This is a genomic window from Paenibacillus sp. GQ49, assembly GCF_059759055.1.
The window spans coordinates 41175-58170 of record NZ_JCAXEL010000015.1 but is presented as its reverse complement, the minus strand read 5'-3'; the positions used below and the strand labels follow the sequence as shown (position 1 = coordinate 58170).

Below are 16996 nucleotides of genomic sequence, written 5' to 3'. Positions count from 1 at the left end.
CGGGTCACCGTTGACTGCCCGCCTATTTATACTTCTTCTTAAAATCTCACTTATGGTGCAAGCAGTTTATCCAACAAGCGAATAATCATCGCAACTGACTCAGCACGGGAAGCAGAATCACTCGGTTTGAACAATCCGTTGCCTTTACCACTTACGATACCTGCATTCGCGAAAGCATTGATTTGTTCAGAAGCCCAGTTCGTAACTACATCCGAAAATGGATTGGATGCGCTGGGAACGTAGTTCGTCAGCCGAGCAAGCATGGCAACGATCTCAGCGCGGGAGATTTCTTGATTAGGATGGAAAGAACCATCACCATAACCCTTGATTATCCCTTTAGACTGTAATGCTGCAATCGCTTCTGAAGCCCAATGCCCTTGCGTGTCAGAGAAGGAAGAACGGCTTGAATCCGTTAGACCAAAAGCTTTTGCAAGCATCGTGGCAAACTCGGCGCGAGTTACCTTTTCATTGGGACGGTAAGAACCATCACGATAACCCGTTACAATGCCCATCTTAGCGGCACGTTCCACTACGGAAGCACTCCATGAAGATGCTGGAACGTCCGTAAAACTTACATCGGGAGCAGATTTCTCTTTTTCCACGATAGCCTTAACTGCGTCTACATCTACCTTATCGTTGAAGACAGGCTTCGAAGGCGTTGGTGTTGGTGTTGGTGTTGGTGTTGGTGTTGGTGTTGGCGTTGGCGTTGGTGTTGGCGTTGGCGTTGGTGTTGGTGTTGGCGTTGGTGTCGGCGTTGGCGTTGGCGTTGGTGTTGGTGTTGGTGTTGGCGTTGGTGTCGGCGTTGGCGGCTCGATTTCTGTTGTTTTCACGACAGAAAACTCATCGATCATTTTACCCTCACTCGTACGTGCTTCCACATGAATCTTATCCTCGCTAATTTCAATAGCGGAATATAGGGGAACGTCTTCATCAAAGATAAAATTCAAATAATTATATTTAGTGCCATCATAGAATTTCCAGCCCGAAGCTCCACCATCCAGATATACAGTACCCTTATTTGTAGCTTTATTGGGCTTTCCATCCAGCATTGGATAGGTGCGCGCATACACATGATCATGACCAACCAAGATCAAATCAACTTTTTTCTCTTCTAATATAGGTGCAAAATACGTTCGTGTATACTCAACAAGGGATTCCCGGCCATTTTCTGTATGGTAGGCAGGACGGTGAAACATAGCAATGGTCCATTTTTTATCATTCTGATCCAAGTCTTCCTTCAGCCATGCTGCTTGATCAATCATTTGCTCCTCTGTACCTTCTGAGTTCAATACGACAAAATGAGTATCATCGACCTCATAAGAGTAAGCATATTGCATTTGGGATTCCGGCCCGTTCTCTGGGAAATTCGCACCTTTGGTAAATACATCTTTCCCTTCACTCTTCACATCATGATTACCCAAAGTTAGAGCAGTTGGAATTGTTGTTGCATAGACCGACGAAGCTTGCCAGAACTTTTGCCATTCTTCAAATGCGCCACCTGCATCAACCATATCTCCACCATGCATAATAAACTGGGTAGATGGATATTGTGTCATAGCGTTAGTCATTAATTCTTGATAGATTTGTTGTCCTTGTAATTGATTCGTATGAGAATCCGTAATAAACAAGAATGAGGTCGGTGTTGATTTGTTCTGATCTACAGTAGAATATTCATGCCACTCCGACCAATTGCCCTCATAGCCTACACGATATTTGTAAGTGGTATCTGCTTTCAAGCCTTCAATCAGAGCATTATGAAACCGGATTTCACCCTTCGTTCCATTTTCCTTCATACTAACCACTTGGAGCTCACTCTCAGCTTGATGCTGTTTTACATGATTGACATCAGGGCTTTCTCCTGTTCCCCATTCACTTGCTTCGATGTATTGAAGATAAGTAAAGGTTTGGTCCGGATTTGTTTGCCAGGCAGCGCTCAGTTGTGAAGACATATCTTCTGCCACATAGGTTTGAATATATTGAGGTTCATCCGTACCGTATTGCTCCACGACTTCATAATGGACAACCTTGCTGTTCTGATCACCGTTGACAGCTTGAACCTGATAGGTTCCTAGTGCCAATGTAGTTAGGTCTGTCGTTAATTGTCCTTTAGCATCTGTTTTACCAATGCTGCTGTTCAATAACTGACTGCTAACATCAGCTTCAGAGATATAGCCCGTTGTTTGGCCATCTGCGAGAATAACCTCGAATAATCCATCCTCAGCTTCTGCTGAAGCGTAGTAACGTTCACCAGCTTTTGCAACCATTAATACATTAGAAGACATATTATCATCCTCATATACATTAGACGTTACAGTTTTAACTGTAACTACTGAGCTTTGCTTTAATAATCCGGTGAAAACAATATCCGCACCTTCATACGGTTTGCCCTCTCGGTCTAACACTGTAAATGTAGAAGAAGTGCCCAAACCAACTCCCGTCATTTCCAGCTGATATGGAAATGCGATTGTATAGTGAATAGGTGCAGCCACCGTTGAGCTTGTCTGAACATCGCCCGCTGTAAGACTCGAATTACTCATAGTAATAGTTTTGTACTCTTCACCGCGCTCTAACAAGGCATGAGAGCTCACTCTGAAGTTAACAGTAACGACATCATGAGCTGCTGCTGTTACCTTATCAAGTGCTACCTGAACAATTCCGTGCTCATTATCAATATTTGAGGTTAGGACAACTCCAGCCGCTGGAGTAATACTTTCAACTTGAAGGGTGTTTGCATCATAATTCAGTGCAAATTTTGCCCCTTCTGCATTCAAGTAATCTTTGATGCTGACTTGAACAGAGTAGATTTCATTACTTACTGCTTCATTGCCAGCAGTCATGAACAAACGTTCTCCTGCATTCATTGTAAAATTGTATGTTTTCCCTGCCGGGTTACCAACCTTATCCCTCACTTCAATAACAAGCTCATGGTAACCGCCACCCACATATTTCCCTGGATAGGTTAATACATTTGTATCTGGAGAATAGTGCACTTCATCCGTAATATCCGTTCCATCCAGAAGAACAGATAATGTATCCAAATCCAAACCTGATCCGTTATCGGTCAGCTCAACCTTTAATTCATCAAGCGGAGTGTTTAATGCTTCATTTTCAACAGGGGCTATAGGTTTAATGTTTGGTACGTCTTTATCCTCATTCATTTCCTCATAGATGAAGGTAATATCATCTACCCAAATAGAGCCCTTATTTTTTTTGCTCATATTCGATTGTTTCAATTGGAGAAACAATTCAAGGACAAACGGTCCTTGTTTACCCTGCGGAACATCCGCCTCGATATATTTCCAACCAGACCAGTCTATACCGATTTGATTTTCATCATAAAATTCAGCCTGGAAAGAAGATCCGCCTTTATCTCTAAATTTTGTCGTTAGCAAATGGCCTTCCTTGTTCCCATAAACCCACATACCTACTTTAGTAGGGTAACCTGTTACTGGGATATTCCCTGTTTTATACCCTACTTCAATTTGAGAGGGGTTATCTACGATACCAATCATATCGTAATCAATTCTAGCCGAGTATTGTCCATTTCTTACATGCTTCTTGTTGTCTTCCAAGTGCAGCGTCGCATCATACATACGTTTAGGATTCAATTTCACATCTGAGATTCCATCTTCAAAATCTTCAACCATGACGGATGACGCAGTTTCATCTGCTGCATAGATATGATTATTTTGACCAATACCTGTATGCAGGGTTCCTCCTAGCAACGTTACCATTGATGCAATCACTACTGTCTTTTGTAATACTTTTGCTTTCATTACTTTTCCTTCACTCCTTAGTGAAATTATCATTCTAAGAGTACTATAACAATGCAATGTAAAATTAATGCACCATTACTATTAAGGATCTTTTCAATAAGCAGGATCTTAACATGCAGGAGTCAGACTTCCCATGGTGGGCGTCACCTGCCACTGTGACAATCGTGATCGCGCTCAGCAATGCGTCAATGCGAAGCTACGCAGAGAATACAAGCTGCGTCATAACGCAACTTAACTAACCAGAAAGTTTTCAACGAACATGCCATTACCCAATTGGTACAGTTGCTTTCTTGGTGAATAACCTGAGAAAAAAACGGTTAGCCAAATCGATAAAGCAAAATGCAAGCGTCACAGAAGCAGGTTTACGGCAGCTCCTGGCAAGCTTCAATGAGCATGTGGAACTCTTACTTTGAAAATGCAAAAAATCCACAACCTCTTGCGGTTGTGGATTCGAAAACGAATATCATCCTCTGCAATCCAATGACCACCTTGTTCGACACAAGATGAAACACGGTCTATATGCATTTGAACGTCCTCAAGGCCAATATAGTATACGAAAATTTCGTAACTGTTTTCTTTTGCAATTTGCATGTGTTTCAAAACAAACGATCCAGATAATGTCGTTTCAATAGGGAAGTTTGTACCACTTTTTATGAGAGATCGGATTCTTTTCACAGCTTCCCTTCCAGCAGACAGGTCAGCACTACGTGGATCCTCTGGCTTCAACTCCCTTGCAATCTGATCAGGATCAACAAGTTCTCCAAGCCACTCTCTCATTTGCATGCTGAGTGTACTTTTCCCTGCTCCATTGGTTCCACAAACACAGTCATGACTGGTTTAGTTTCACTCATGATACTCAAACTCCTGGCGTTTCCCAGCAGTATCGAAAATAATTTCGAATTTATTACCCGCAGCATCCTCACGAACGCGTTTATTATTCTTTATATAATAAATAGAGGCACCTGATTCTTTAGCTTGTTCGCGTGCATGTTGATTTGCTTTTTTTAAAATTTCTTGGAGCTGTTCTCGATTTTCAAACATCTTGAGTCCCCCAATCTAAATTTATGTTTTATTATATCATAAACAGAAAAACCACCAACCAGAACGCTGGTTGGTGGTTTTTGACTCTAATGGAGGCGAGGGGAGTCGAACCCCTGTCCGAAGATAACGGCACATAAGCTTCTACGGGTGTAGTCACAGTTTTGATGTCACCCGAGTATCGCCCCGTAACCGGCTATACGTTGGGTCAGCCTGATTGTCTTCTTCAGCACACCCCAGGCGGAGATGTGACAGCGTATCCCACTACTAGTTAGCCCCTATCCCTGTCACATGGGCGATGCAGGGTAGAAGCACGCACACAGTTTCTTAGGCTGCGAAAGCGTAGTTTGTTTGTTGTTTGCCGTTTAATAGGCTTTAGCGTTGATAAAGCGGACGCGTCCCCACTACCCGCTACCCATGCTCGAACTATCCCCGTCGAATCCATAAACGCCCCCTCAATGAAGAAGGGCTCCAGGATTAATCCGTGAATACGGAGCAAAGGTGCTGCACATCTTTTTCCTCCAAGGTAAAAAGATGCTTCTTTCAAACTCGGCATTCCTGTCTGCTACATGAGTAATCATAACACAGGACACATCACCGAAATAGTGCAGATTGCTGGAAGACATTCCAGCAGGCTGAGCATGTGTACAAGGTTATCCAATACAACAGGCTCAATCGTCTACATATTATACCGCGTCGCCAATCGGAAGTAAAGTTTACCCAGATCGGCTCACGAACAACGGCACCTAAGTATCTTACCCACGTTTCAGGCAAACTACGCAAAAGCTAAAAATTTAGATCCATCAACGCGCCAAGCTCCATGCTCCTACCGACATCCCTTCAACACATATCAAAGGAAATCACGACACAATACACTTCAGCTATTCACATCAAATCACCTTCCCCAAATACAAATAAAAAAGCCCCAATCTTGCCCATTGCAGGACAAACCTTGAGACTCCTTAATTCATACATCAATCTTCCTAGCTTCATCACAAAAACTATCTTATACACTTAAAAGTAAAGCATTTACGCCCAGCGCTCCACTTATCGTGCAACCTTCTGCTTCTCGCGCAGTACCCGTTGGATATCACGTTGAGCATCGCGCTTCGCGGCAGTTTCACGTTTGTCGTACTGCTTCTTACCTTTACCCAGTCCAAGCAAGAGCTTTGCATATCCATTGCGGATATAGATTTTCAGCGGCACAATGCTGTACCCATCCTGTTTCGACAGCCCGAGCAGCTTGTGAATCTGCACTTTATGCATCAGCAACTTGCGCGTACGTGTTGGATCGAGCGGATTATTTCGGTTCCCTTGTTCAAAAGGACTAATATGCATATTGTGAATATGAATCTCACCGTTTCGAATCGTGGCAAATGCATCACCAATATTCGCACGGCCGTTACGAAGAGATTTGATCTCCGTTCCGGTAAGCACCATGCCCGCTTCATACGTATCTTCAATGAAGTAGTCATGGGAAGCCTTTTTATTCTGTGCAAGCACTTTACTCTGTCCATCATTCTTGCCCATGTCCTCACTCCTTCTCCGTAAAATAAGCCGGTACCATGCTCTATAGCAGCGCACCTAATGTTGCACCAAGGTACCACGTGCCAGACCTTAATTGTAGCAAGTACGGCTGTTAAAATCAAGAAAGAGGCGACCTCTGCCGCCCCTCCTCATTACACCACTTTCAGACTGTGCGAAACAACACACATCTGAAGTGACTATTTCTCTAACGCTTAACCTGGAGGAACGAATTGAATTGTGATCCAGATCTCCAAGTTACGTTAGCTTTATTTTTTCTTTTTCCGTACAAAAGCTGCCGTGCCGTTACCAGTTGCACCTTTGCTCTTCTTCCGCTTGCGTCGTGGTGCTCCGCCTTCCTGAGCGCCACCAGGAGTTGCATTCTCTCCAATAAATACGCCGCTTGGCGAAGTGTTTTTGCGCCCACTTCCGCCTTTACCGCCGCCCTTGCCGGACTTAAAGCTTCCTTCACCGCGACCGCTGTTTAGGCCACTTCCTTGACCGCTCGTTGAACCACTGTCCTGTCCACTCGATGTAGAGCCGTATCCACCTTTACCAGAGCCAAAGCCAAAGCTCACCGCACCTTTGCCCCGGCCAGTTGATCCACCAGCATCACCAGCACGACGCTCACCTTTTGGTTTGCCGCCGCCTTTACCTGCGTAGCCACCAGATGAGCCTGCGCCCGCGCCTGCACTCGCTGCTCCACCGCGACCGCCACGTCCACCTTTGCTGCTTTCTTCCGTTGATCTGCCACCACGGCTGGCTCCAGCACCTGTCGAACTGCCTTTGCCGCCACGTGAACCGCTAAAACCGCCAGACCCGGATCCGCCTTTACCACCGCTTCGTCCAACGCCGCCAGCAGGACGTCCACCTTTACCGCCACGTCCGCCACTGAAGCCGCCAGGACGTTCAGCGCGAGGTTTCATATCCACCATTTCAAAATCAATCGTATACTCTTCCATGCTTACACGTGCCACACGGATCTTCACTTCATCACCGATGCGGAAGACTTTCGAGGTACGTTCACCAATCAGAGCCATATGCTGATCATCAAAATGGTAATAGTCATCCGTGAGCGCGCTCAAGCGAATCAGACCTTCAACGGTGTTCTCCAGTTCAATGAACATACCAAAGCTGGTCACACTGCTGATCATGCCTTCGAACTCTTCGCCTACTTTGTCGAGCATGTACTCGGCTTTTTTCATTTTCTCCGTATCCCGCTCAGCTTCTACCGCCACACGTTCACGTTCAGAAGACTGCTGCGCAATATCGGACATACGTGCTGCCAAATACTCCTGACGGTTCTCCGGCAAAGCACCATTATTTTCAATGACTTCGCGAATCACCCGGTGAATGACGAGATCGGGATAACGACGAATTGGAGACGTAAAGTGACTATAGAATTCTGCCGCGAGGCCAAAGTGACCTGACATTTCAGAATCATACTTCGCCTGTTTCATGGAACGCAGCATCATCGTACTAATCACGGTTTGTTCTTTCGTTTCCTTAATATCCTCAAGCAACGATTGAAGCGCCCGTGGATGGATTGCATTGCCACGTCCTTTGACTTGGTGTCCAAAATTCGCCGCAAAGGCGAGGAAATTTTGCAGTTTCTCCTGATCCGGATCTTCGTGCACACGATAAATGAACGGAACCTTCAACCAATGGAAATGCTCTGCCACTGTTTCGTTCGCTGCCAACATGAACTCCTCAATGATTTGCTCTGCAATCGAACGCTCCCGTTTTACGATATCTACTGGTTTGCACTCTGCGTCCACAATGATTTTGGATTCTTCAAAATCAAAGTCAACCGCACCACGGCGCATACGCATAGCACGAAGCTTCAAAGCAATCTCTTTCATCAGATGGAAATCATCTACCAGATCCTTATACCGCTCGAGCAATTCCGGCTCTTCACCTTCAAGGATTTTACGGACATTAGAATACGTCATCCGCTCTTTGGTTTTGATTACACTTGTGAAAATGTCATGTTTTACAACCTTCATCTGGTCGTTAAACTCCATTTCACATGACAGTGTCAGGCGGTCTACCTGCGGGTTCAAACTACAGATCCCGTTGGACAAACGCTGTGGTAACATCGGAATAACCCGGTCTACCAGATACACACTGCATCCGCGGTTGTAAGCTTCCTGATCAAGCTTGGAATTCTCCTGCACATAATAGCCAACGTCGGCAATATGAACACCCAAACGATAGTTCCCGTTAGGAAGTTTCTCTACGTTAACAGCATCATCCAGATCCTTGGCATCTTCGCCATCAATCGTGACAATGTTAAGTCCGCGCAGATCACGGCGACCCTGTTGTACAATCTCTTCATCCGTGATGGATTCAGGTGCTTTTTCCGCCTCTTCTACCACTTCATCGGGGAAAGCTTCAGGCAACTGATGCTTGCGAATGACGGACAAAATATCAATACCCGGCTCATCCTTATGACCGAGAATCTCGATCACTTCACCCTCGGCCGCCGCACGGCCCTCCGGATAGCTGACAATCTTTGCTACGACTTTCTGTCCATCAACCGCCCCAGCAAAATTGGTACGTGGGATGAAAATATCGCGATTAATCCGTTTGTCATCCGGAATGACAAATCCGTACACCTCATGGCTCTGGAACACACCAACGACTTGGGTCACAGCACGAGTAACAATACGGACGATCTCACCCTCCAGGCGACCACCTGAAGGTCCTTGAGACGTGACTTTAACGAGTACCGTGTCACCATTCATCGCACTTTTCATATCATTGGCGTGAATGTACACATCCGGGTGCTCCCGATCCTCAGGGATAAGGAAAGCGAAACCTTTGGCGTGAGCCTGTAAACGTCCGCGTACCAAATCCATGCGCTCTGGCATGCCATAGCGATTGTTACGGGTCAGCAAAACTTTACCGGATTCCTCCAGCGTATTAAGCATAATCAAAAAGGCTTTGAAATCAGCTGCATCTTCAATAGCGAAGTGCTGTTCCAACTCCTGATAAGTCATGGGTTTATAAGCGGTTTCCCGCATGAAGTCGAGCAATTGTTGTTCTGTTATCATTAATATATTCACCTCGGGAAACATAAAAGTGTAAGCAATCTCATCTCTTTATGTATCGGAATTATTACCATTTTCATGCAATGCAATATCACTGTTGTGAAGAGCGTAGTAGTGCAACCATACTATCTCATACCCTAGTATACACGAATTCAATCCGGCCCATCCGTACCTCGCAAAAAAACCACAGTTTGCCAAGCGCTCCACTAAAATCGCGCTTTCACGTATCTCTACAGACATTTTATGCGATACACGTGCTGTGCGCATCTGGAAAAGGACGACATGCGAAAATTTTCTGTACACATGACATTCATTATAGGGAGTGAGTTCGCGCAACGAATAAGCGAGAGACATACCATACATGATAGGGGTGTATTGCATATTAAGGAAGGAAAACCGAAACAGAAGTGAGAAGAAGACCGAAAATCATGGAGTCTATAGATTAGATTATTGGAAAAGTTTGGACGCGTAAGAATTTATTAAAAAACCCCCGTTTCTTCACGAAACGAAGGTTCCTCAATTAAGCCATTAGCTTAAGCTATTCATTGAAAAGCAGTTCCGAATCTTACTTGGAAACCACCGTAACAATAATAGACAAAATCATAAATCCTGCACCCAGTACCACCGTTGCACGTTGCAGGAAGAGATCCAATCCGCGCGCTTTCGTTTTACCGAAAAGATGTTCCGCACCACCGGAGATGGCACCCGCCAAACCAGCGCTTTTCCCGTGCTGCAGCAATACTACAGTGATTAGACCGATCGAGAAAACAACGAGCAGCAATTTCAAAGCAATATCCATTCTTTCCACCTCCTACCCATGTGGGCATAACATCTCACCATAAAAACAGTTACTTTAATTGTAACATAGCTATGGTTGTACTACAAGTAGTGATACAAATGATAAGGAACTACTCATCTCATCTGTAAGTCATGATAATATGGTTGTATGGTTATAACCACATTATGTTCTCATCCGAGATAAGGACTTACTTTGGAAGCATAAGAATTTAGGGAGGGCAAAATGATTCAAAGGTTTCATGCCACTGACGCCCTTAAAGGCATCATAGATTATATATGGATTGTAGAACAAGACAAGCTCACCCCAATGAACAGACAAGACATCATTATGCCGTTAGGTCATATTAATATTATTTTCAATTATAGATCCCCCTACTACCTCATCGAGAGAAAAAAACGAATTCTCATTCCCGATTCATCCGTGATCGGTCAGATTAAAAGAGCGAAGCATGTCAAGTATGGAAAAAACTTGTACCAAATTGGTATTTCATTAACTCCTGTGGGGTACATTCAATCTTTTGAGTACCCCATTTCTCGGCTCACCGAACGAATATGCTCAGTAGTCGACGTATCCTCTGGACTAGATCAGCTACGTACCCAACTCACCAATGCCAGAGATAACGAATCGATCATTACAGCGATAAACGATTATTTCATTGAAAGAATCAAGTTAAACTCTTTGGATACACACCGTGCCGATCATATGCTTTCTTATGTGGAACAGCAATGGGGAACCCTAAATGTCTCCCAGATGGCAGCATATTTCGGAGTTTCCATCAGTACGCTGGAGCGTACATTTAAGCGATATACAGGACTTACTCCCAAAGTGTATGGAGATATCGTAAAGTTCCAAAAAAGCATTGTGAACGCAGACTGGTCCACTGACATATATGAACAATACTACGACCAGTCTCACTTCATAAAGACATGCAGAAAGTTTGCTGGTAAAACCGTAAACGAACTTGAGAAGTCGGTTGACGAACTAACCCTTCGTTTTTTATGGCGAGCCAAAAATAAATTTTAAGTCCATATTTGAATGCTTATTTTTTACAATACAGCGAGCCTTATGACCTGATATGCTTTAGCCACAACGATGATGGAGAGGAAGGCGTTCGCAACAATGATGCTTATAGCAAGTATAATCGTATTTTTAAATGTGACTTTACTGGCGATCTTGGTTCCGGGTGGCCCCATTGAAAATCGGGATTTCTCCAAGCTTAAGGGAATTGTATTCTGGGGATTTAATCTGTTTTTGATTTTGCTTGGAGCTGGATCTTATATTGCCAGTTATCTCCTGCTGATTTCTTCCCCTCATGCTTTGTGGATTGCTCAAGTAATTGCCGTTCTGTACTTTATCGTGTACGCTGTTGATCTCGCTGGCATATTTCCAAAATCCCCAACAAAAATGAGCAAGCCATTACTCTTACTCGAAATTATCAATATCTCTATGGCTATTTTTCTATTTCTCTTTGTCACAGCTATTAGTTAAGGTGCAATATACATCCCTTGAACAAGTCCAATTACAGCAACCAGTCAGGTTGCTGTTTTTCTTTTTATCTATAACACAAAAAGACAGACCGATTTCGCGGTCTGTCTAAAATTTGTAAAAACAACTTATTTTTTAAGGTTGTAGAATCCTTTAAGACCATTGTATTGAGCCAGTTCACCCAGTTGATCCTCAATGCGGAGCAATTGGTTGTACTTCGCGATACGGTCTGTACGGGAAGGAGCACCCGTTTTGATTTGACCAGCGTTAGTTGCAACAGCGATGTCAGCGATTGTGCTGTCTTCGGACTCACCGGAACGGTGGGAGATTACAGCTGTGTATCCTGCACGTTTAGCCATTTCGATTGCATCAAATGTTTCAGTCAATGTACCGATTTGGTTAACTTTGATCAGGATGGAGTTACCGATACCTTCATCGATACCTCTGCCCAGACGCTCAGTGTTTGTTACGAACAGGTCATCACCAACGAGTTGTACTTTGTCTCCCAATTTCTCAGTGAGCAATTTCCAACCATCCCAGTCATCTTCGGACATACCGTCTTCGATTGTGATGATTGGGTATTTCTCAACCCATGAAGCCAGAAGGTCAACATACTCAGCGGAAGTGTAAGATTTACCTTCTCCAGCAAGTGTGTACTTACCATCTTTGTAGAACTCAGTGGAAGCAACGTCCATACCCAAGAATACGTCAACGCCTGGTTTGTAACCAGCTTTTTCAATAGCTTCGATGATTGTAGTGATTGCTTCTTCGTTCGAACCAAGGTTCGGTGCGAAACCACCTTCGTCACCTACAGCTGTATTCAAGCCTTTGGAGCTCAATACGGATTTCAAGTTGTGGAAGATCTCTGCACCTACGCGAAGAGCTTCTTTGAAGCTTGGTGCTCCAACTGGAAGAACCATGAACTCTTGAACGTCGATGTTGTTGTCAGCATGCTCACCACCGTTGATGATGTTCATCATTGGAACTGGCAATGCTTTAGCGTTGAATCCGCCCAGGTAAACGTACAATGGCAGGTCCAGAGCGTCAGCAGCTGCGCGAGCTACTGCCATGGATACAGCCAGGATTGCGTTAGCACCCAGTTTACCTTTGTTTGGCGTACCATCCAAAGTGATCATCAATTTGTCGATACCCAGTTGATCCAATGCATCCATACCGATAACTTCTGGAGCGATTGTTTCGTTTACGTTCTTAACAGCTTGCAGAACGCCTTTACCGAGGTAACGGGATTTGTCGCCATCGCGAAGCTCAACGGCTTCGTGGGCACCAGTGGAGGCACCGGATGGAACGATTGCGCGTCCGATTGCGCCGGACTCCAGGTATACTTCAACTTCTACTGTAGGGTTACCGCGGGAGTCGAGGACTTCGCGAGCGTACACGTCAGAAATAATAGTCATTTGTGATAATCTCCTTTAAATTTGAAATTTTATTTTAATACGTTCAGAACAAACATGTTTCACCAAGCCACTCCGCGTGCAGTACCGTCCTTCGATCGCTGTTATCCCCAAATTCTTTGAACTCCTTATACAAGGTGAGAATTAGGGGATAAAGGCGAGCGCTTCGCTTCTCCAGATCGGTTCTGCCCGCTTCGTTAAAGTGTAACTTAGGTCTTATTCGACAACCTATTAAAATTATATTATTTACGGGTAGAGATGACGGATGTACCTGTCATCTCAGCCGGTTTAGGCAATTGCATCAGGTCAAGGATCGTTGGCGCGATATCTGCCAGGATTCCGCCTTCACGCAAGGTTACATTTGCATCCGTAACGATGAATGGAACCGGGTTCGTTGTATGAGCTGTGAACGGACGTCCTTGCTCATCGAACACCATATCCGCGTTACCATGATCCGCAGTGATCAGTACAACGCCGCCTTTGGCAAGTACTGCATCTACAACACGGCCCATGCACTCATCTGTTACTTCAACCGCTTTGATGGTAGGCTCCAGCATGCCGGAGTGTCCAACCATGTCAGGGTTAGCAAAGTTCAGAATGATGGCGTCATGTTTGTCTGCTTCGATCTCACGAACACATGCGTCAGCCACTTCATACGCGCTCATCTCTGGTTGCAGATCATACGTTGCAACTTTTGGTGAGTTGATCAGTACGCGAGTTTCGCCCGGAAGCTCCACATCACGACCGCCGCTGAAGAAGAAGGTAACGTGCGGGTATTTCTCAGTTTCTGCAATACGCAGTTGTTTTTTATTGTTCTGTACCAGAACTTCACCCAGGGTGTTGTCGAGGTTCTTCGGCGAATAAGCCACATAACCTTCAACCGTCTCACTGAACAAAGTCAAACATACAAAGTGCAAGCCTACAGGGAACTTCGGACCACGATCAAAACCGCGGAAATCCTGGTTCGTGAATACTTGCGACAACTGGATCGCACGGTCAGGACGGAAGTTGAGGAAGATAACGGAATCGCCGCTCTCAACCAAACCTACCGGCTCACCATCCGCTTTGACGATAACCGTTGGTTCAACGAATTCATCAAATACGGATTTCTCATACGATTCTTCAACCGCTTTGAGTGGGTCAGTGTATTTTGGTCCATCTCCATAAACGATGGCACGGTATGATTTCTCAACCCGTTCCCAACGTTTGTCACGGTCCATCGCGTAATAGCGACCTTGAACCGTTGCGATTTTACCTACTCCGACTTCTTCAATCTTAGCGATCAGCTTCTGCATGAAGTCTTTACCACTGTCTGGCATAACATCACGGCCATCCATGAAGGCATGAATATATACATCGTTCATTTCTTCTTTTTTGGCCAGATCCAGCATAGCAAACAGGTGGTCGATGTGACTATGTACGCCGCCATCGGACAACAAACCGTAGAGATGAAGCTTTTTGCCGCTTTGTTTCGCTTCGCGAACAGCTTTGACAAGTGTTTCATTGTCGTAGAACTCGCCGTCACGAATGGATTTGGAGATACGGGTCAAATCCTGGTATACGATCCGGCCGGCACCAATGTTCAGGTGACCTACCTCGGAATTTCCCATTTGCCCTTCTGGCAAACCTACAGCTTCACCGCAAGCAGTGAGTGTTGTATGTGGGAATTGGCTCATGAAACGGTCGTAGTTCGGTTTCTTGGCTTGCGCTACCGCATTGCCTTCCACCGTGTTACGCAGACCAAAGCCATCCATGATGATCAGTGCTACAGGTTTTGGAGCTGTCATCTTACTTCGCCCCCTCAACAAGCGCGATGAACGAAGCCGGCTGCAAGCTGGCACCGCCAACAAGTGCGCCGTCGATGTCGCTTTGTCCGAGGTATTCTGTTACGTTCTCCGGTTTAACACTGCCGCCGTATTGAATACGAACTGCATTCGCAACCGTCTCGTTGTACAGATCCTTCACCAGCGTACGGATGTAAGCAATAACTTCATTCGCATCTTGGGAAGTGGAGGATTTGCCTGTACCAATCGCCCAGATTGGCTCATAAGCGATAACAACTTGTGCTGCTTGCTCTGCAGACAGACCTGCAAAAGCAGCTACTGTTTGCACTTTGCATACGTCTTTTGTTTGGTTCGCTTCACGCTCTTCAAGCGTCTCACCAAGGCAGAAGATTGGAGTCAATCCGTGACGGAATGCTGCATGCAACTTTTTATTGACAGTCTCATCGGTTTCCGCAAAATATTGACGGCGCTCCGAGTGACCAATAATGACATAATCCACACCCAGGTCTTTCAGCATCACGCCGCTGATTTCACCTGTGAATGCACCGTTATCTTCAAAATGAAGATTTTGTGCACCAATTTTGATGTTTGTGCCTTTAACCGCTTCTACCAGGGATGGCAGATTTGTAAACGGTGCGCAGATTACAGTTTCTACGCCTTCAACTTCCGCTTTTCCTTTAACTTCCTGAATGAAGTCATTGGACTCGGAAACCGTTTTGAACATTTTCCAGTTACCTGCGATAATCGGTGTTCTCATGGGTTTCAACTCCTTCATGCTATAGACTACTAAAACTTACTTGTCGTTCAATGCCACTACGCCTGGAAGTACTTTACCTTCCATGAACTCGAGCGATGCACCGCCACCTGTAGAGATGTGGTTCATCTTGTCAGCCAATTTGAACTTCTCAGCTGCTGCTGCGGAGTCACCGCCACCAATTACAGTGTAAGCTTCTGTCTCAGCGCAAGCTTCCGCTACTGCACGAGTACCGTGGGAGAATGGCTCGATTTCAAATACGCCCATTGGTCCGTTCCACACAACCAATTTGGAGTTTTTGATTACATCAGCATAGATCTCACGTGTTTTAGGACCGATGTCGATACCTTCCCAATCTGCTGGGATGCCGTCGATGTCAACGATTTGTGTGTTTGCTTTTGCACTGAAATCGTCAGACACTACGATATCTACCGGCAGGTAGAAGTTTTTGCCCAGTTTTTTCGCTTTTTCGATGAAACCGAGAGCAACATCAAGTTTGGAATCATCCAACAAGGATTGTCCAATTTCATGTCCTTGTGCTTTGAAGAACGTGTAAGTCAGACCGCCACCGATGATCACGTTGTCTGCAATGTTCAGCAGGTTGTCGATTACATCGATTTTGTCCTTAACTTTGGATCCACCAATGATAGCTGTGAAAGGACGCTCAGGGTTGGAGATTGCTTTACCCAACACTTCAAGTTCTTTCTCCATCAACAAACCGGACACTGCTGGAAGCAAGTGAGCGATTCCTTCAGTCGAAGCGTGTGCTCTGTGAGCCGCGCCAAACGCATCGTTAACGAAAACGTCAGCCAGTTCAGCAAATTGTTTTGCCAGTTCCGGATCGTTTTTCTCTTCGCCTGCGTGGAAACGAACGTTTTCAAGCAACAATACGTCGCCGTTGTTCAGTTCAGCGATTTGAGCTTTAACAGCGTCACCAACAGAACCGTCAGCTTTAACAACTGTTTTACCAAGCAATTCAGACAAACGCTCAGCTGCTGGAGTCAAACGCAAAGATTCAACCACTTCGCCGTTAGGACGACCCATGTGGCTTGCCAAAATGACTTTAGCGCCTTTTTCAATCAAGAAGTTGATTGTAGGAAGCGTTGCACGAATACGTTTGTCATCTGTAATTTTACCATCTTCGAGCGGCACATTGAAATCTACACGGACAAAAGCCCGTTTTCCTGTCAATTCGATATCGCGTACACTTTTTTTGTTCATCTGTATTTCCTCCGCACCCATGTATTTGGTGGACCAATCAAGAGCTAAAATCCCTCGTCAATCCTGGTGTTTTTGAGAAATTTGCAAAATGTAGATATATAAAGAGCGGAAACAATATAGCATCTGTTTCCGCTCTATGTTATTACAGAT

At 45.1% G+C, this 16996-nt stretch carries 12 protein-coding genes and 1 other RNA gene; 2 read left to right on the top strand and 11 right to left on the bottom strand.

What is annotated here, in order from left to right; translation table 11 throughout:
• Positions 1-50: 50 nt before the first annotated feature.
• The 7 genes from AC6CIF_RS22495 to secG form a co-directional block, all read right to left on the bottom strand.
• On the bottom strand, positions 51-3809 hold the full coding sequence (locus AC6CIF_RS22495) for an S-layer homology domain-containing protein (protein WP_498201610.1): 3759 nt from the start codon (positions 3807-3809) through the stop codon (positions 51-53).
• 351 nt (positions 3810-4160) lie between these two features.
• On the bottom strand, positions 4161-4559 hold the full coding sequence (locus AC6CIF_RS22490) for a hypothetical protein (RefSeq protein ID WP_498201609.1): 399 nt from the start codon (positions 4557-4559) through the stop codon (positions 4161-4163).
• 60 nt (positions 4560-4619) lie between these two features.
• The gene (locus AC6CIF_RS22485) at positions 4620-4817 is read right to left on the bottom strand and encodes a hypothetical protein (protein WP_498201608.1); all 198 of its coding nucleotides are present in this window, start codon (positions 4815-4817) and stop codon (positions 4620-4622) included.
• 87 nt (positions 4818-4904) lie between these two features.
• Positions 4905-5269, bottom strand: a transfer-messenger RNA (tmRNA) gene (ssrA, locus tag AC6CIF_RS22480).
• A 592-nt stretch (positions 5270-5861) separates the two neighbouring features.
• Positions 5862-6344, bottom strand: a complete 483-nt coding sequence (smpB, locus tag AC6CIF_RS22475) for an SsrA-binding protein SmpB (protein ID WP_036674736.1) — start codon at positions 6342-6344, stop codon at positions 5862-5864.
• A 263-nt stretch (positions 6345-6607) separates the two neighbouring features.
• A complete protein-coding gene (rnr, locus tag AC6CIF_RS22470; protein ID WP_498201607.1) occupies positions 6608-9394 on the bottom strand; it encodes a ribonuclease R in 2787 nt (928 codons plus the stop codon).
• A 562-nt stretch (positions 9395-9956) separates the two neighbouring features.
• A complete protein-coding gene (gene secG, locus AC6CIF_RS22465; protein ID WP_062837740.1) occupies positions 9957-10190 on the bottom strand; it encodes a preprotein translocase subunit SecG in 234 nt (77 codons plus the stop codon).
• Between the two features lie 222 nt (positions 10191-10412).
• On the opposite strand from secG, the gene AC6CIF_RS22460 reads away from it, so the two are divergent.
• Positions 10413-11213 (top strand): helix-turn-helix domain-containing protein, encoded by an 801-nt coding sequence (locus AC6CIF_RS22460; RefSeq protein ID WP_498201606.1) that lies wholly within the window; start codon positions 10413-10415, stop codon positions 11211-11213.
• 96 nt (positions 11214-11309) lie between these two features.
• Entirely contained in the window at positions 11310-11678 is a 369-nt protein-coding gene (locus tag AC6CIF_RS22455; protein WP_498201605.1) for a DUF8051 family protein, read from the top strand.
• A 125-nt stretch (positions 11679-11803) separates the two neighbouring features.
• On the opposite strand, the gene eno is transcribed toward AC6CIF_RS22455, so the two are convergent.
• From eno to AC6CIF_RS22435, 4 genes are all read right to left on the bottom strand, one after another.
• Positions 11804-13090, bottom strand: coding sequence for a phosphopyruvate hydratase (gene eno, locus AC6CIF_RS22450; RefSeq protein ID WP_062837741.1), 1287 nt, complete (start codon positions 13088-13090; stop codon positions 11804-11806).
• 239 nt (positions 13091-13329) lie between these two features.
• A complete protein-coding gene (gpmI, locus tag AC6CIF_RS22445; RefSeq protein ID WP_221822440.1) occupies positions 13330-14874 on the bottom strand; it encodes a 2,3-bisphosphoglycerate-independent phosphoglycerate mutase in 1545 nt (514 codons plus the stop codon).
• Position 14875: 1 nt separating this feature from the next.
• Positions 14876-15628, bottom strand: coding sequence for a triose-phosphate isomerase (gene tpiA / locus AC6CIF_RS22440; RefSeq protein ID WP_036616221.1), 753 nt, complete (start codon positions 15626-15628; stop codon positions 14876-14878).
• A gap of 36 nt (positions 15629-15664) precedes the next feature.
• Positions 15665-16846, bottom strand: a complete 1182-nt coding sequence (locus tag AC6CIF_RS22435; RefSeq protein ID WP_036616219.1) for a phosphoglycerate kinase — start codon at positions 16844-16846, stop codon at positions 15665-15667.
• Positions 16847-16996 lie beyond the last annotated feature (150 nt).

What these genes read in the sequence shown, in the direction of transcription:
- smpB (WP_036674736.1), bottom strand. Translation starts at nt 6,344, where the DNA reads ATGGGCAAGAATGATGGACAGAGTAAAGTGCTTGCACAGAATAAAAAG.
- AC6CIF_RS22495 (WP_498201610.1), bottom strand. Translation starts at nt 3,809, where the DNA reads ATGATAATTTCACTAAGGAGTGAAGGAAAAGTAATGAAAGCAAAAGTA.
- AC6CIF_RS22455 (WP_498201605.1), top strand. Translation starts at nt 11,310, where the DNA reads ATGATGCTTATAGCAAGTATAATCGTATTTTTAAATGTGACTTTACTG.
- tpiA (WP_036616221.1), bottom strand. Translation starts at nt 15,628, where the DNA reads ATGAGAACACCGATTATCGCAGGTAACTGGAAAATGTTCAAAACGGTT.
- secG (WP_062837740.1), bottom strand. Translation starts at nt 10,190, where the DNA reads ATGGATATTGCTTTGAAATTGCTGCTCGTTGTTTTCTCGATCGGTCTA.
- gpmI (WP_221822440.1), bottom strand. Translation starts at nt 14,874, where the DNA reads ATGACAGCTCCAAAACCTGTAGCACTGATCATCATGGATGGCTTTGGT.
- AC6CIF_RS22460 (WP_498201606.1), top strand. Translation starts at nt 10,413, where the DNA reads ATGATTCAAAGGTTTCATGCCACTGACGCCCTTAAAGGCATCATAGAT.
- AC6CIF_RS22490 (WP_498201609.1), bottom strand. Translation starts at nt 4,559, where the DNA reads ATGCAAATGAGAGAGTGGCTTGGAGAACTTGTTGATCCTGATCAGATT.
- rnr (WP_498201607.1), bottom strand. Translation starts at nt 9,394, where the DNA reads ATGATAACAGAACAACAATTGCTCGACTTCATGCGGGAAACCGCTTAT.
- AC6CIF_RS22435 (WP_036616219.1), bottom strand. Translation starts at nt 16,846, where the DNA reads ATGAACAAAAAAAGTGTACGCGATATCGAATTGACAGGAAAACGGGCT.
- AC6CIF_RS22485 (WP_498201608.1), bottom strand. Translation starts at nt 4,817, where the DNA reads ATGTTTGAAAATCGAGAACAGCTCCAAGAAATTTTAAAAAAAGCAAAT.
- eno (WP_062837741.1), bottom strand. Translation starts at nt 13,090, where the DNA reads ATGACTATTATTTCTGACGTGTACGCTCGCGAAGTCCTCGACTCCCGC.